The sequence below is a fragment of the Streptomyces sp. NPDC050287 genome (assembly GCF_044459385.1).
Taxonomy (GTDB): domain Bacteria; phylum Actinomycetota; class Actinomycetes; order Streptomycetales; family Streptomycetaceae; genus Streptomyces.
The window spans coordinates 630,329-646,021 of the sequence record NZ_JBITIY010000005.1 but is presented as its reverse complement, the minus strand read 5'-3'; the positions used below and the strand labels follow the sequence as shown (position 1 = coordinate 646,021).

The following is a 15,693-nucleotide window of genomic DNA, read 5'->3' as shown; positions in this document are numbered from 1 at the left end:
CCCGGGCGCGCAGAACCCCGGCGGCAGCGGTTCCTCGGATCAGGGTCGGTCGGCGCCCGGTCGTCCGGACCGGACGCCTTGTGCGGACCACGTTGGATCGGCGGCTACTTGAAGGTGCGCAGCCGGAGGCTGTTGGTGACGACGAAGACCGACGAGAAAGCCATCGCCGCTCCCGCGATCATCGGGTTCAGCATGCCGAACGCTGCCAGGGGCAACGCGGCGACGTTGTAGCCGAAGGCCCAGAAGAGGTTGCCCTTGATGGTGGCGAGCGTCCTGCGGGACAGGCGGATGGCGTCGGCGGCCACCCGGAGGTCACCGCGTACGAGGGTGAGATCGCCGGCCTCGATCGCCGCGTCGGTGCCGGTGCCCATGGCGAGGCCGAGGTCGGCGGTGGCGAGGGCGGCCGCGTCGTTGACTCCGTCGCCGACCATCGCGACCGTGCGCCCCTCGGACTGGAGCCGCTTGACCACGTCGACCTTGTCCTGGGGGAGGACTTCCGCGATCACCTCATCGATGCCGACGGAGCGTGCGACCGATTCCGCGACGAGCTTGTTGTCACCGGTCAGCAGCACGGGCGTGAGCCCCAGTCGACGGAGTTCGGCGACGGCCTGCGCGCTCGTCTCCTTGACGGCGTCGGCCACGGTGAGCACGCCGCGCGCTTCCCCGTCCCAGGCGACCGCGACCGCTGTACGGCCTTCGGCCTCCGCGGCGGCCTTGGCATCGGCCAGCTCGCGCCCCAGCTCGATGGCCCCCTCCGCGAGCAGCCGCTCGCGGCCGACGAGTACCGCGTGCCCGTCGACGACGCCCTGGACGCCCAGTCCGGCGACGTTCTCGAATTTCTCCGGAACGGGCAGGTTTCCGGCACGTTCGGCCGCCCCTGCCGCGATGGCCTGCGCGATGGGATGCTCCGAGGCGTGCTCCAGCGCGCCGGCGAGCCGCAGCAGTTGGGCCTCTTCGACGCCCTCGGCGACGTACACGTCCTGGAGCGTCATACGGCCGGTGGTCACGGTGCCGGTCTTGTCCAGGACGACGGTGTCGACGCGCCGGGTGGACTCCAGGACCTCCGGGCCCTTGATGAGGATGCCGAGCTGGGCGCCCCGGCCGGTGCCGACCATCAGCGCGGTCGGAGTGGCCAGGCCCAGGGCGCACGGGCAGGCGATGATCAGGACGGCGACGGCGGCCGTGAACGCGGCCGTGGCGTCGCCGGTGACGAAGAGCCATGTCAACAGCGTGCCGACGGCGATCAGGATCACCACCGGCACGAAGACGGCGGAGATCCGGTCGGCGAGGCGCTGCACGGCCGCCTTGCCGTTCTGCGCGTCCTCGACGAGCTTGGCCATCCGGGCCAGCTGGGTGTCGGCGCCGACCCGGGTCGCCTCGACGATCAGCCGGCCGCCGGCGTTGACGGTGGCGCCGGTGACCGCGTCACCGACGGTCACGTCCACCGGGACGGATTCACCGGTGAGCATGGAGGCGTCCACCGCGGAGGCGCCTTCGACCACCGTGCCGTCGGTGGCGATCTTCTCGCCGGGTCGTACGACGAACCGGTCGCCGACCGCCAGCCGCGCGACGGGGATGCGGACCTCCTTGCCGCCGCGAAGTACGGAGACGTCCTTCACGCCCAGCTCGATCAGGGCCCGCAGGGCCGCGCCCGCCTTGCGCTTGGACTTCGCCTCCAGATAGCGGCCGGCCAGGATGAAGGCGGTCACTCCGGCCGCGGCCTCCAGATAGATGGAGGAGGAGCCGTCCGTGCGGGAGACCGTGAACTCGAAGCCGTGCCGCATGCCCGGCATGCCGGCGTGCCCGAAGAACAACGCCCACAGGGACCAGCCGAGAGCTGCGAGGGTGCCGATGGACACGAGTGTGTCCATGGTGGCGGCGCCGTGCCGGGCGTTGGTGAAGGCCGCCTTGTGGAAGGGGAAGGCGCCCCAGACCACGACGGGTGCGGCGAGCGTGAGCGAGAGCCACTGCCAGTTGTCGAACTGCAGGGCCGGGACCATCGCCATCAGGACGACGGGCACGGACAGCGCCAGCGACACGAACAGGCGCTGGCGCAGGGAGAGAAGTTCACCGTCCGGCGCGGCGGGGGCCTCGGCGGCGCTCGTCGTCTCCGCAACCGCCGGAGGGGGAGGCTCCTCGGCGGTGTAGCCGGTCTTCACGACGGTCGCGACGAGGTCGGAGACCTCGACGCCCGGACCGTAGGTGACCTTGGCCTTCTCCGTGGCGTAGTTCACGGTCGCCGTGACACCGTCCATGCGGTTGAGCTTCTTCTCGATGCGGGCCGCGCACGAGGCGCACGTCATGCCGCCGATCGAAAGCTCGACCTCGGCGGCGGGCGCGGACGTCGGACTGCTGAGCGTCTTCTCGGGAGCCGTGCTGGTCATGCGAATCTCCAGGTATGGGCCGGGACGTACGGCGCCCGTATCAGCGGAGCGGTACGTCCCGACGCGGGAGCGAATGAACGTCGCACCGGGTGGAAACCCTGGGAACCGTCAGGCCTGGCCGACGAGTTCGTAGCCGGCCTCGTCCACGGCGGCGCGGACGGCCTCCTGGTCGAGCGGGGCGGCGGACGTGACCTTGACCTCGCCGGTGTCGGCGACGGCCGTGACCGCGGTGACGCCGTCCAGGGCGGATATCTCCTTCGAGACGGCGGTCTCGCAGTGGCCGCAGGTCATACCGGAGACCTTGTAGGTGGTCGTGACGCCGATGCCGTGGACCTGGACGTCGGTCGCCGCGCCGGTACCGCAGGAGCCGCAGGAGCCGCAGCAGGAGGAGCCGGAGTTCGTCTGATCGGTCATGGCTGCTTCCTTGTGTGTGAGCGTGAGCGATCTGCGGGAGGGGCCGCTCGTCCGGCCTCCCGACGATACGAACACTATACCCCTTGGGGGTATTCCACTCACGTGTGTCCCCGCTCCGAAGGAGTCCGTGTGGAGCGGGGCGGGACCGTGGTCGCGTGCAGGCAGCAGTTGGGGAAGATCACGGCCCCGGTGGCCCGGACGCGGGAGAGGGCGATGTGGTCGAGCCTTTCAAGGGCGTGCGGTCCGCCCCTGCGCGGCTGCTTCCACGGCGTCCGCCGACGACGGCCGGGCAGCGGAGCGGAGAAAAACGGCTCCGCTCAGCAGTGCGTTACGAGCGCACCAGGCGGGCGATCGCGTCGGAGGCCTCCTTCAGTTTCTGCTCCCGTTCCTCGCCGCCCTCGGCGACCGCGTCGCTCACGCAGGTGGCCATGTGCTCGTCGAGCATCTGCAGGGCGAACGACTGCAGTGCCCGGGTCACCGCCGACACCTGGGTGAGGACGTCGATGCAGTACGTGTCCTCTGCCACCAGGCGCTGGAGGCCGCGCACCTGGCCCTCGATACGGCGGAGCCGCATCATCACGTCGTCCTTGTGCTTTTTCTGCGCCGCCATGATTCCGTTTCCCTTCCCTCTCCCGAGGGTTGCCCCGCACCGCGCAGGGGGTTCCCCTTAGAAAGATACCCTGGGCCGGTATAAAGCATCTGGGGCCGATCGGAAACGCCTGACAGGCGATGCTCAGTCCAGGGAGTCCCGGATCCGGCGCAGGATGTCCAGCAGAATGCCCTGTGACGTAGCGAAGTTGAGCCTTACATAGCCCTCGCCTTCTGTTCCGAAGGAGCGGCCGTCGTTGAGGAGGACCCGGGCCTTCTTCAGGAAGAAGGCGTGCGGGTCGGCATCCAGGTCCAGACCGCGGCAGTCCAGCCAGGCGAGGAACGTCGCCTCCGGCATTCGGTAGCGCACGCCGGGCGGAAGCTCCTCGCGCACCAACTGGGCGTTGCGCGCGAGGACCGGCATCAGCTCCGCGAGCCAGGCGTCCCCGTCCCGCCAGGCGGCCAGGGTGGCGGCGACGCCGAAGGTGTTCGGTTCGCCGTACAGGTGGCTGGGGTGCGCCAGCGCCTCGCGGACCTCCGCCGCGCCGACGTGGGCGACGGCGCAGCGCGCTCCGGGCACGTTGAACGCCTTGGTGGCCGAGGTCAGAGTCACCGTGCGCGCGGCCACCTCGGCCGAGAGGGAGGCGAACGGGATGTGCTGATGCGGGGCGTGGACGAGGTCGGAGTGGATCTCGTCCGCGACGACCAGCAGGCCGTGGCGGAGCGCGAGCGACGCCAGGACCTCCAGTTCCTCGCGGCGCAGCGCGCGTCCCGTCGGGTTGTGCGGGTTGACCAGCAGCAGCACCCGGGCGGCCCGTTGCCGCAGTTCCCGGTCCAGCCGGTCGGCGTCGAACGTCCAGCTGTCGCCGTCCGGCGCGTACGGCACCGGGTGGAGACGCCGCCCCATGCTCGCGATCGTCTCCAGGAACGGCGGGTAGGTCGGGGTGTGCACCACGACGCCGTCGCCCGGCCCTGTGGCGACGGTCAGTACGGCCTGGAGACCCTGGTTGATGTCGGTGAACTCCCTTACGTACGAGGCGTCGAGCGCCCAGCCGTGGCGTTCGCGCATGCGCTCGGCGAAGGCGGGCCGCAGCGGGTTCTCGGCGGGCCGTCCGTCCCATGAGGGGTAGCCGAGGTCGTGCTCCACACACCGCAGCAGGGCCTCACGCACCTCGGGGGCGGGCGGGAAGTCCATCTCCGCGATCCATGCCGGGAGTACGTCCGGCTCGACGCGGCTCCACTTGGCTCCGGGGCGACGGGAGAGCGCGCGGACGTCGAGGTCGTCGAACATGGGGTGCCTTTCTGCCATGGGATGCCGTGCTGCCGTCCGTCATTCCTGGTGGACGCTCGGGGCGGTCTGGAGGTGGACGCCGGCGACGGCCTTGGCGACGGTCTCCGCCGCGTCCGCCGGTGTCGGACCGAGGGCGATGACGTAGCCGACGCGGTCCTCGGAGCTGCGGAGCCGGGTGAGGTCGCGGCCGGGGGTGCGGTCGAAGTCCCAGCGCAGGATGCCGGGCACGGGAGTGACGGACAGCGCGGTGAGGGTGCCGGGGCCGGGAGGGACGACGAAGCCGATCGCCGCGGCCGGCGCGGCCGGGGCCGGCGACAGCGCCGGCGCGGTACCGAGCAGGGCGGCGATCGCGCGTTCGTACTGGTCCTGGCCCGTGGCGAGTTCGACCAGCTCCGGGATGCAGTCGCCGCCGACCCGGGTGTGGGTCTCGATGACGACCGGGCCGTGCACCGGGTCGAGTCGCAGCTCGGTATGGCTGGCGCCGTATCGGATGCCCAGCCGGTCAAGGACACATCGCGTGGCGTCCCGGAGCCGCGCGGCATCGGCCTCGGTCAGCGGGGCCGGCACGACGTGGCCGGTCTCCACGAAACCGGGGCTGCCGGTCGTCTGCTTCGCGGTGACCGCGAGGATCGTGTGCGCGCCGTCCGCGCTCACCGCCTCGACACTGAACTCCGGGCCATGGGCGGCGTGTTCGACGATGTAGCGGCCCGTGTCCCGGTCACCACCGTCGGCTGCCGCTCGGGCCGTCGTTTCCACCGTGGTTTCACCAGCCACTCCGGCCGCCGCTTCCGCCAGCCACCGGTCCAGATCCGCGTACGACTCCAGTGCCGTGACCCCGGCGCTGCCCGCGCCGTCGTTGGGCTTGACGATCCAGCGGACGCCGTCGGGTTCCGCGCGTACGGCGGCGGCGACCTCCCGCGGGGTGCCGGCCGCGTACGGCCAGGCGTACGGAGTGCCGGCGAGAAGGGCGCGCATGGTGGCCTTGTCGCGTGCGCGCGCCGCCGCCTCGGGGGTCACCGAGGGCAGACCGAGTTCCGTGGCGATCCGGGCGCAGACCTCTTGGGCGAACTCCGTGAAGGACACCACCAGCCGTGGCGGGCCCAGCTCGGCCACCAGGCGGTCGACGGCGGCCCGCGCCGCGTCGTGGTCGGTGATCGGGCAGAAGACGACGCGTTCCGCGTGCGCCGCTACCTCCGGGGGCACGGCCGTACCGGGAGGCACCAGCGCCACCGGGCAGTGCCCGTGCAGCGCGATCGCCCTGGCTCCGCCGGGGCTAGGCCCGAGCAGACACATCCACGTCATGGGCATTCCCTTCCTGACCGCCAAGCGGTTTCTCTGACTTGTGCCGGCCGCCCCAGGACAGGGCCAGGCCGGTGAGCAGGGCGAGCGCGGCACCGCCCCAGTACGGCGTCGCAGCCGTGCCGGACAGCGTCTCCGGCCCGGAGCGGTGGACGACCAGGAGCGTGCCCAGCCACGCACCGACCGACTCGGCCGAACCCCACGCCACGCCTGCCAGGGCGTACGCGGCGGTGGTGGACAGCTCGCCGCGGCGTTCGCCGACCTGGGTGTCGTACAGCGGACTCCACACCAGCTCGGACAGGGTGAACAGGACCATGGCCGTGAGGACCAGGCCGAATCCGGCCGAACGACCCAGGCCGAACAGCACGACGGCGAGCGCGAGGACCGCGTTCGCCGTCAGGCACAGCAGTCCGAAGCCGGCGCGCGGGTGGTTCAGCAGCCGACGTGACAGCGCGGACACCGGTACCTGCAATGCCACCACCAGGACCGCGTTCAGGGTGAACACGAGGCCCAGCTCGCGGGTGCCGACCGAGTCCCCCAGATAGGCCGGAAGCACGTCGAAGACCTGCGCGTACGCCACCCAGGTGCCGCAGACCAGCAGGGTGAAGGTGGCGAAGCGCCGACCGGGCAGCCGGCGGCCGACGGTCGATCCGGCCGGCGCCGGCGCGCCACTGCGGTCGGCGGCCCGCCAATCGCCCGGCAAGGCGGGCACGACGGCCAGCGCGACCAGGTCCAGCAGCGCGGCCGACAGGGGCAGCCGGTCGGCCTGCCACTCCAGCAGCTGGCCGCCGATGACCGGGCCCACCGCGGAGCCGGCGTTGACGGCCATGTTGAGGTAGCTGAAGCCCCGCAGCCGCTGATCCGGCGGGAAGGCGGCGACTTGGGCCTTCATCGCCGTGGTCGCCATCGCCAGGAACAGCCCGACCAGCACGGCGAGCACCAGCCACCCGTACGTCGGCAGGCGCAGGCCCATGCCGAGCACGCCGAAGACGACGACCGCGCCGAGGTAGCCGACGCCCACCGAGGCCTTGAGGCCCAGCCGGTGGATGAGCTGGACCAGCAGCACCCCGCCCGCCCGGTTGGCCAGGATGGAGGCGCCCACCACGAGACCGGCGGACGCTCCGGAGAGCCCACGGTCGTCCATCAGCCACAGCCCGAGATACGGCAGTACCGCGAAGAATCCCGCGCAGCTCGCCGCGCGCGCCACGACCAGCGCGGTCAGCTGCCGGCTGGTCAGCAGCTGCCCGGAATCAGCGCCCTTGTCGTTCACCACCGGCGCGACTCCCCGAAGAAGTCGGGCAGCCGTACCAGCCGGTCCTCCTTGACTGCCCGCTCGTACAGCCAGTGCCCCACGGCCAGGTCGAGGACGCCGAGGCCGAAGGGCGAGAACACGGTGGGCCGGTCCGGGTCGAGCCGCACCCGGCCGCGCAGCACGCCGGCCAGTGTCCCGGTGACGAAGTCCCGTCCGCCGGTGAGCTGTTCGGCCAGGTGCGGGGAGGTGTTGGCCTTCATGCAGTGCTCGATGTCGTCGAGGACGTTGTCGGCGGAGAGCAGCGTCTGCGGTGCCAGGTCGCGCAGCGAGACGTTCAGCACCAGTTGGCCAGGACGGAAGCGGTGCTCGGACGGGACGTAGGGGGACAGTGCGGTGGTGGCGAACAGCACCAGGTCGCAGTCGAGGGCGGCGGACAGGTCCGTCTCTCGTGCGGTGGCGGCGTACCGGTCGCGCAGATGGCCGGTGAGGGCGGCGGCCGACGCGGGGTCGAGGTCGTGGCAGCGGGCTTCCGTCGGCGCGAGTCCGGCCGCGTACAGGTACTGGCAGACGGTTCGGGCGATCACGCCGCCGCCGACCACGCCGAGCGTGGCGGGCGGGGTCGCGGTGAGGGCGGTGGCCGCGACGGCGGCCGAGGCAGCGGTGCGTACGGCGCTGATGCCGGCGCCCTCCAGCAGGGCGAACGGACGGCCGGTCGTGTAGTCGTTGAGTACCAGCACTGCCGAGGCGCGCGGTTCGCCCTTGGCGACGTTGGCGGGGAAGCTGCTGATCCACTTGATGCCGGCGGTGTTCACCTCGCCGCCGAGGTAGGCGGGCAGCGCGATGATGCGGGAGTCGGGCTTCTCGGGGAAGCGGAGGAAGTAGCTGTCCGGGTTGACGCTGTCGCCGTCGTCGTGCGCCAGGTAGGCCTCACGCACCCGGTCGATCACGCCCCGTTCCTGCCCGGCCAGCAGGGCGCCGACCTCCTTGCCGGTGAGGACCGAGAAGACCGTCATCGGTGTCCCTTCGTCGTTCGTCATGTCAGTGCGGTGGCCGCCGGGCCGAAGCGGGCGGTGACCCAGTCGTCGTCGTACAAGGAGTCCAGGTAGCGGTCTCCGAGGTCGGGGGCGATGGCGAGGACGGTGCTGCCGGAGGAGATGGAGTCGCGCATGGCTCGTACGGCGGCCAGCACGGTGCCCGAGGAGCCGCCGAGGAGCAGACCGTAGGAGCGGGCGATGTGACGACACATCAGGACCGTGTCGCGTTCCTCGACCAGCACCTTGTCGAAGGAGCCGTCGTCCTCGAAGATCTCCGGCCGTCGGCTGGCGCCCAGACCCGGGATCCACCGCCGTCCGGGCGGTCCGCCGAAGGTGACGGAGCCCAGGGTGTCGACGGCCACGATCCGGGTGGCCGCGCGGGTGCGGCGCACGTACTCGGTCACCCCCATCAAGGTGCCGCTGGTGCCCGCACCGATGAACAGCCAGTCGGGGGCGCCGAAGCCCTGGAAGATCTCCACGGCAGTGGTGTCCAGGTGTGCCCCGGGGTTGGCGGGGTTGACGTACTGGTTGAGCCATACGACGGACGGGTCCTCGGCCAGCACCCGGTGGATCAGCTCGATCCGGCTCTGCAGGAAGCCCCCGTTGGAGTCCCGGGCGGTGATCACGACCACCTCGGCGCCCAGGGCCCGCATGAAGCGCACGCTGTGCTCGTTGGCGTTCGGGTCGGTGACCAGGGTGAGCCGGTGGCCCTTGGCGGCGCAGACCGAGGCCAGCGCGATGCCCAGGTTGCCGGAGGTCGACTCGATCAGCCGGGAGCCAGGCTTGAGCACCCCGTCGGCCTCGGCGTTCTCGACCATCGCGCGCGCCGCCTTGAGCTTGACGGAGCCCGCCGGGTTGAAGCCTTCGAGCTTCAGGTGGGTGGAGAAGCCGGGCACGAAGTCGGGCAGTTCGAGGAAGGCCTGACCCCAGCCCAGCTCGTAGGCCCACTGCGTCCTCACGCTCCCACCACCTTGCTGATCTGCTCGGCCAGGAAGTCGGGACGGGTCGCGTTGAGATGGTGGCCGCCGTGCGCGACGATGCTCAGCGCGAACGTGCCGGTGAAGCGGCCCCAGCGGTGAACGTGCTGTTCGTGGTCCCGCATGAGCGGGTCGTCGGCGGCGAGCAGCACGGTGACCGGGCTGTCCAGGACGGTGTCCGGTGGCAGGGCGGACAGCCGCGCCCAGGACCGAGCCGAGGCCACCGTGTGATGCCGGAACGCCGTGGCGAGCCGGTGCCGCTCGTCCGGGGTGAACAGGGCCGCGTCCAGGCCGGTGTTCTCCATCAGCCAGGTCAGCACCTCTTCGTCGGTGTGGTCCGGCTTTTCCCGCGGGTCGGGGGCCGCGGCGGTGTCGGCGGGCGGCGCCGAGGCGACCAGGAACACGTGCTCCGGTGCACGGCCCGCCCGGCTGAGCGCGAAGGCCGTGTCCAGTGCGGGGGCCGCTCCGGAGGAGTGGCCGAGCAGGACGAACGGTCCCTCGGCGTGATCGGCAAGGGCGGCGGCCAGCTCGGTGGGTCCGGTGTCGCCGTAGTCGGCCGCCAGCACCCGGGCGGGGGTGCCGGCCCGGTGCAGCGCCCGGGTGCAGTCCAGGTAGCTGACCGGGGTGCCGCCGGCGAAGGGGAAGCACACCACCGTGGCGGGCGGGCCCGCGGGCCGCAGCCCGGCGGACTCGGTCAGGTCGGTCAGCAGCGCACTCTCCCCGCGCGGGGCGGCCGGGTGACCGGCGCGCCGGGCCAGGGCTCGGGCGGTCGGGTGGGCGACCACGTCCCGCAGGGTCGCGCCGCCGGGCAGCCGGGCTGTCAGGCGCATCGCGGCGAGCGAGTGCCCGCCCAGGTCGAAGAAGCTGTCGGTGACGCCCACGGTGTCCGCGGGCAGGCCGAGGATCTCCGCGAAGGCCGCGACCAGTTCGGCCTCGGCCCGGTTCGCCGGCGGTTCGGCGGCCGGGCGTACCGCGGCGTCGAGCGGCCGGCGGCCCAGCGCGGCGCGGTCCACCTTGCCGTTGCGGGTGACGGGGAAGGCGTCCAGCCGTTCGAAGACGTCCGGCAGCAGGTAGCGGGGCAGGAAGCGTGCCAGCTCGGCGCGGAGCACGTCCGGCCGGGGTTCGGCGGGGCCGGTGTACCAGGCGGCCAGCAAGTCCCGGCCGCCGTCCCGGCGCGGCAGCACCACGGCATGGTCCACGCCCGGAACCCGGGCCAACGCGCCCTCGACCTCGCTCGGTTCGATCCGGTGTCCGCGCACCTTGGTCTGGTGGTCGCGGCGGCCCGCGCAGTCCAGCACTCCGCCGGGGAGCCAGCGGCCGATGTCGCCGGTGCGGTACAGCATGCCGGAGGCGGCGTCGAGCGTGTTGGGTGCGAAAGCGCGGGCGGTGCGCTCGGGGTCGTTGAGGTAGCCGAGGCCCACGGCCGTGCCGGTGACCAGGATCTCGCCGTAGGTGCCGACGGGTACCTGCCGCCCGTCGGGGCCGACGATGTGGATGCCGGTGTTGGCGATCGGCCGGCCGACGGGCACCCTCTGTCCGGTGGCCGGTGCGGTGAGGACGTGGTGGGTCACGTCGTCGGAGGTCTCGGTCGGGCCGTAGGCGTTGACCATCGGTATGTCGTAGCGGTCGAACCAGCGGCGGCTCAGCGCGGGCGGGAAGGCCTCACCGGTGACCAGGTTCCAGCGCAGGGCGGTCAGGGCGCGGGGCCTCAGGTCCAGTTCGCCGAGCAGGGCGTCCAGGAACGACGGAACGACCTCCAGCACGCTGACGGCGTCGTCCTCCAGCGCCCGGGCGAAGGCGGGCAGATCGGTGACCACGTCGGCGCCGTAGATCACGGTGCGCCCGCCCACCAGCCAGGCGGCGAGCAGCTGCCAGACGGAGATGTCGAAGCACTGGGTGGCCACCTGGGCGACCACGTCGTCCTCCGTCATCTCGAGCGCGTCGACCTTGGCCAGGAGGTGGTTGAGCATGCCTTCGTGGTGGACGAGCGCCCCCTTGGGCTCGCCGGTGGAACCCGAGGTGAAGATCAGGTACGCGGGGTCGGCGGGGGCCGGGGTGTGGCGGGGCGCCGGCTGCCCGTGATGATCTTCCGTCAACTCCTCGTAGCAGAGCACCGCCGGTGTGGACCTGTCGTCCGAGATGAGGGCGTGGGCCAGCGCGTCTCGGGTCGCGGCGGCGGTCAGCACATGACGGCAGGCGGACCGGGCCAGCATGGCGCGCAGCCGGGCGGGAGGGTCGGCCGGGTCCTGCGGCAGGTACACCGCGCCGAGCCGGAGCACCGCGAGGACGGTGACGGCCCAGGCGATCCCGCGCTCCATCGGCGCGGCGACCACGTCGCCCGGCCGTACTCCAGCCGCGGCCAGCTGGGCGGCCAGCCGGCCGGACCGGGAGTCCAGCTCCCGATAGGTGAGCGTGTGGGGGCCGTGCTGGACCGCGACCGCCTGCGGCCGGGCGGCCACCTGCGCCGCGAACAGCCCGAGCACACCGGTCTCCGGCAGCTCTCGCGCCTCGCCGGCGAAGCCCGCGAGCAGCGCGCGTTCCGCGTCGCCCAGCAGGACGGCGTCCCGGACTCGGGCGTCGGGGTCGGTGACCAGCAGCTCCAGGGCGCGCGCGTAGTAGCCGGCGATCCGCTGGATCTGCTCGGGCGGGAACTGGTCGCGGTGGTAGTGCAGGGACAGTGCCACCGTGCCGGTGAAGGCGTCCTGCCAGAACTCCGCGCGGAAGGGGAACTCGGTCTCGCTGGCGACCCGGGTGCGCTCCAGCCGCAGCCCGTGGTCGCGGCGCAGTTCGTCCAGGACGTGGAAGTGCGTGAAGTTGAAGACCGCCTCGAACAGCGGTTCGCGCGTGGGGCGTCGGCGCTTCATCTCGCTCATGGGATGGCGCCGGTGCGGCAGCAAGGCGGTCTCCGCGCGGTACGCCTCGCGGACCAGGTCGGCCCAACTGCCGTCGCCGACGCGGGCCCGGAGCGGAAGGGTGTTCAGGAACAGACCGGTGATGCGGTCCCCGTCGGCGACCTCGGGCCTTCCGCTGTGCTCGTAGCCCGTGAGCACGTCGTCCGTGCCGCAGACCAGCGCGAGGACGGTCAGGTGGGCGGCCATGAGCACCGATTTCACAGGTACGTCGAGGCGCTGGGCGACCCGGGTCACTCCGGCGGGGACGCCGTCCGGCAGGGGGACGTCATGCATGGCCACCCCTGCGTGGTTTTCTTCCAGGGGAAGGCGGGGCAGTCGACCGCCCTCGTGACCGTCCAGGAGGTCCTCCCAGAAGGCGCGGCTCGCCGCCGAGCCGGCCGCCTCCCGCTCCAGGCGCACGAAGTCCTGGTAGCCGGTGCCGAGCGGAGCGAGCGGCGGGGTGCGGCCCTCGCGCAGGGCCAGGTAGGCGGCGAACAGGTCGTGGTGGACGACACTGACACTCCAGCCGTCCAGCGTGGCCGCGTGGTAGCTGAGGCTGTACTGGTATCCCCGTTCGCCCAGCAGGTGCAGCTGGACGCGGACCAGGCCGCCCGTCTCCGGGCGGAAGCCGCGGGCGAGTTCGCGCTCGTAGTGGTCGTTCAGTGCCCGTTCCTGCCCGGCCTCGTCCAGGTGCGACAGGTCGGTGACCTCGACCAGGTCCGGCCTCTCGCGGTGCACGATCTGCAGCGGCTCGCTGTAGCCGGAGACGTGCAGCGAGGTACGGAGCATGGGATGGCGGGCGGCCACCAGGTCGGCCGCGGCGCGGAACGCGGCCAGGTCCAGGGGCTCGTCGATGCGGAAGCCGACGATGTCGTGGTACAGCCCCGGACGGTGTCCGGTCAGTTCGACCTCGTACAGCAGCCCGGTCTGCAGGGCGGACAGCGGGTACGCGTCCTGCACGTCCGGTGGCAGGCGGTCGACGTCGGCCGGGGCGAGCAGATCGAGCGGGCGGGCCGGGCCGGCGTCCTGCCGGTCACGCCGGACCCGTGGCTCCAGTGCGGCGAGCGTGGGGTGGGCGAACAGGTCCTGAAAGGAGAAGTCGAGCCCTGCCCGGCGTGCCTCGGCCAGCACCCGGACCATCATGATCGAGTCGCCGCCGAGGGCGAAGAAGCTGTCGTCGAGCCCGATGTCCTCGACGCCCAGCACCCGGGCCCAGATGTCCGCCAGGCGGACGGCGACCTCGCTGGTGGGCGTGCGTCGCCCGGCGCGGCGGGTGCTCCGGTGGGGCGGCGGGAACGCCTTCGTGTCCCGCTTGCCGTTGTGGTTGGTGGGGACGGCGGGCAGGGTGACGACGAATTGCGGAACCATGTACGAGGGCAGTTCGGCCGCCAGCCGGGCGCGCAGCGCCTCCTCGTCGTAGCCGTCGCCGGGGACGACGTAGGCGCACAGGCTGCGGTGGCCGGAGTCGTCCTCGACCGCGAGGACCGCGCAGGCGGTGACGCCCGGCGTGCCCTCGGCGACGTGCTCGATCTCGGCGGGCTCGATGCGGTAGCCGCGGATCTTGATCTGGGTGTCGAGTCGGCCCAGGTACTCCAGTGTGCCGTCCGGCAGCCAGCGGGCCAGGTCGCCGGTCCGGTAGCCGCGGCGGTCCGGGAATTCGGGGTCGGTGACGAAGCGCTCGGCGGTCAGCTCCGGTGCGTTCAGGTAGCCGCGCGACAGGCCGGCTCCGCCGATGCACAGCTCGCCCGGTGTGCCGATCGGGGCGGTGGTGCCGGCACGGGTACGCACCCGCAGCGTCAGGTTGTCGATGGGGCGGCCCAGCGGGACCGGTCGCCGCGGGTCCAGGTCCGCGCACGGGAAGTGGGTCACGTCGACGGCGGCCTCGGTCGGGCCGTAGAGGTTGACGAGCGAGGTGCCGTGCGGCGCGGTGAGCAGTTCGGCGAAGCGGACCGCCTGTGGGGTGCCCAGCGCCTCTCCGCTGGCGAACACCTGGCGCAGCGCGGCCAGACCGGCCCGGTCCTCGGCGACGTACTGCAGGAAGGCCTGGAGCATCGACGGCACGAAGTGCACGGTGGTGACGCGGTGTTCGGCGATCCGGGCGACCAAGGCCGCCGGGTCCTTCTCGTCGCCCGACGGCAGGGTGCACACGGAGGCTCCGGCGAGGGCCCACCAGAAGATCTCCCACACCGACACGTCGAAGGTGAACGGCGTCTTGTGCAGGATGACGTCGTCCGCGGCCAGCGGGTACGCGCGCTGCATCCACACCAAGCGGTTCACGACCGCACGGTGTTCCAGCATCACCCCCTTGGGGCGACCGGTGGAGCCGGAGGTGTAGATGACGTAGCACAGGTCGTCCGGGCCGGCGCCGCCCTCGGGCGCGGGTGCGTCGCCGTCGAGGACGCCCGGCTCGGTGGCGTCGACGAACGTTCCGGCGTACGGCAGGGACACGCGGGCAGCCGCGTCACCGACCACGACGGGTGCCTCGCTGTGCTCCAGCAGGTAGGTCACGCGGGCCGCGGGCAGCGTCGGGTCGATGGGCAGGTAGGCTCCGCCGGCCTTGAGGACGGCGTGGACCACGGTGAGTTCGAGCGGGCCGCGGGGCAGGCAGACACCCACTACCGTGCCCGGCCGTACGCCGGCGTCGCGCAGCCGGCGGGCGAGTTGGTTGGCCTGCCGGTCGAGTTCGGCGTACGTGGTGCCGTTGTCCCGGATCGCGATCCGCTTCGGGGTGCGTGCCGCCTGGTCCGCCAGGAAGCTGTGCAGGGTGGCGTTCGCGGGGACCTCTGCCGCGGTGGCGTTGAAGCGGGCGATCGCCTCGCGTTCGGCGGGGTCGGCGTCGAGGAGCGGCCCGAAGGGGGCGTCCGGCTCCCGGGTGGTCGCCGCCAGGAGCCGGACGTAGGTGGTGGCCAGCCGGTGCGCGGTGGCCGCGGTGAACAGGTCCGCCCGGTAGCGCAGGGACAGGTGCGGCTCGGTCGCGTGCAGCCGCAGGTCCAGCTGGATCACCCAGCCCGCGTGATCGGCGTCCGCGGTGGGCAGCTCGTCGTCGACCCCGGCGGCGAGATCCGTCGGGATGCCGGCCTCGCTCCGGAGGAGGTCCCCGACCGGGATGTCGAGGTGTCCGGTCGCCTCCTGGTAGGCCGTGCGCGCTGCGGCGAGCAGGTGACGCAGGGTCCCGTCGCGGGCGACGGTCAGGCCCAGCGGGAAGGCGGCCGTCCGTCCGGTGCCGGGGCTCGGGTGCCCGGTGACGACCTGGACCTGTTCGGTGTCGGTGGCCCGGGCGGCCAGCAGCGCGAGGACGGCCACGCTCAGCACGCGGGCCAGGGCGGGCTGGTCCCGGGTCAGGTCCCGGCAGCGGGTGACGCAGTCGGCGGGCAACGGGACGAGGGTCCGGTCGTGGGCCGCCTCGGTGGTGCCGGCGAGGAAGTCGCGCGGCAGGAGCGTGGGCTGCTCCCAGGAGGCGAGGCGGGACCGCCAGTACCCGGCCTGCTCCGGGTGGGCCTGCAGGGCGCGGCTGAGCTGGAACGGGGTGGTCATGGTGTCCTTCGTCTGCGTCGTCACGGCGG

At 72.5% G+C, this 15,693-nt stretch carries 9 protein-coding genes; all 9 read right to left on the bottom strand.

The annotated features are described in order from the left end of the window. Positions 1–104: 104 nt before the first annotated feature. Positions 105–2,384, bottom strand: coding sequence for a heavy metal translocating P-type ATPase (locus ACIBK3_RS21480; protein ID WP_399367608.1), 2,280 nt, complete (start codon positions 2,382–2,384; stop codon positions 105–107). A 108-nt stretch (positions 2,385–2,492) separates the two neighbouring features. Continuing rightward, positions 2,493–2,798, bottom strand: a complete 306-nt coding sequence (locus ACIBK3_RS21475) for a heavy-metal-associated domain-containing protein (RefSeq protein WP_399367606.1) — start codon at positions 2,796–2,798, stop codon at positions 2,493–2,495. Between the two features lie 328 nt (positions 2,799–3,126). Beyond that, positions 3,127–3,408 (bottom strand): metal-sensitive transcriptional regulator, encoded by a 282-nt coding sequence (locus ACIBK3_RS21470; RefSeq protein WP_399367604.1) that lies wholly within the window; start codon positions 3,406–3,408, stop codon positions 3,127–3,129. A 123-nt stretch (positions 3,409–3,531) separates the two neighbouring features. Further along, positions 3,532–4,695 (bottom strand): MalY/PatB family protein, encoded by a 1,164-nt coding sequence (locus ACIBK3_RS21465; protein WP_399367602.1) that lies wholly within the window; start codon positions 4,693–4,695, stop codon positions 3,532–3,534. A 21-nt stretch (positions 4,696–4,716) separates the two neighbouring features. Continuing rightward, positions 4,717–5,979 carry an ATP-grasp domain-containing protein gene (locus tag ACIBK3_RS21460; protein WP_399367600.1) on the bottom strand — a complete coding sequence of 421 codons (1,263 nt, stop codon included), beginning with the start codon at positions 5,977–5,979 and terminating at the stop codon, positions 4,717–4,719. Then, entirely contained in the window at positions 5,951–7,249 is a 1,299-nt protein-coding gene (locus tag ACIBK3_RS21455; RefSeq protein ID WP_399367598.1) for an MFS transporter, read from the bottom strand. Before ACIBK3_RS21455 ends, ACIBK3_RS21460 begins: the two co-directional genes overlap by 29 nt. After that, positions 7,243–8,265, bottom strand: a complete 1,023-nt coding sequence (sbnB, locus tag ACIBK3_RS21450) for a 2,3-diaminopropionate biosynthesis protein SbnB (RefSeq protein ID WP_399367596.1) — start codon at positions 8,263–8,265, stop codon at positions 7,243–7,245. The genes ACIBK3_RS21455 and sbnB overlap by 7 nt, the downstream gene beginning before the upstream one ends. Next, on the bottom strand, positions 8,262–9,221 hold the full coding sequence (gene sbnA, locus ACIBK3_RS21445) for a 2,3-diaminopropionate biosynthesis protein SbnA (RefSeq protein ID WP_399367594.1): 960 nt from the start codon (positions 9,219–9,221) through the stop codon (positions 8,262–8,264). Before sbnA ends, sbnB begins: the two co-directional genes overlap by 4 nt. Then, on the bottom strand, positions 9,218–15,688 hold the full coding sequence (locus ACIBK3_RS21440; RefSeq protein ID WP_399367592.1) for an amino acid adenylation domain-containing protein: 6,471 nt from the start codon (positions 15,686–15,688) through the stop codon (positions 9,218–9,220). Before ACIBK3_RS21440 ends, sbnA begins: the two co-directional genes overlap by 4 nt. Positions 15,689–15,693 lie beyond the last annotated feature (5 nt).

Bases quoted from the DNA above. Each gene is read 5' to 3' on its own strand.
- ACIBK3_RS21480 (WP_399367608.1), bottom strand. From the start codon at position 2,384: ATGACCAGCACGGCTCCCGAGAAGACGCTCAGCAGTCCGACGTCCGCG.
- ACIBK3_RS21475 (WP_399367606.1), bottom strand. From the start codon at position 2,798: ATGACCGATCAGACGAACTCCGGCTCCTCCTGCTGCGGCTCCTGCGGC.
- ACIBK3_RS21470 (WP_399367604.1), bottom strand. From the start codon at position 3,408: ATGGCGGCGCAGAAAAAGCACAAGGACGACGTGATGATGCGGCTCCGC.
- ACIBK3_RS21465 (WP_399367602.1), bottom strand. From the start codon at position 4,695: ATGGCAGAAAGGCACCCCATGTTCGACGACCTCGACGTCCGCGCGCTC.
- ACIBK3_RS21460 (WP_399367600.1), bottom strand. From the start codon at position 5,979: ATGACGTGGATGTGTCTGCTCGGGCCTAGCCCCGGCGGAGCCAGGGCG.
- sbnB (WP_399367596.1), bottom strand. From the start codon at position 8,265: ATGACGAACGACGAAGGGACACCGATGACGGTCTTCTCGGTCCTCACC.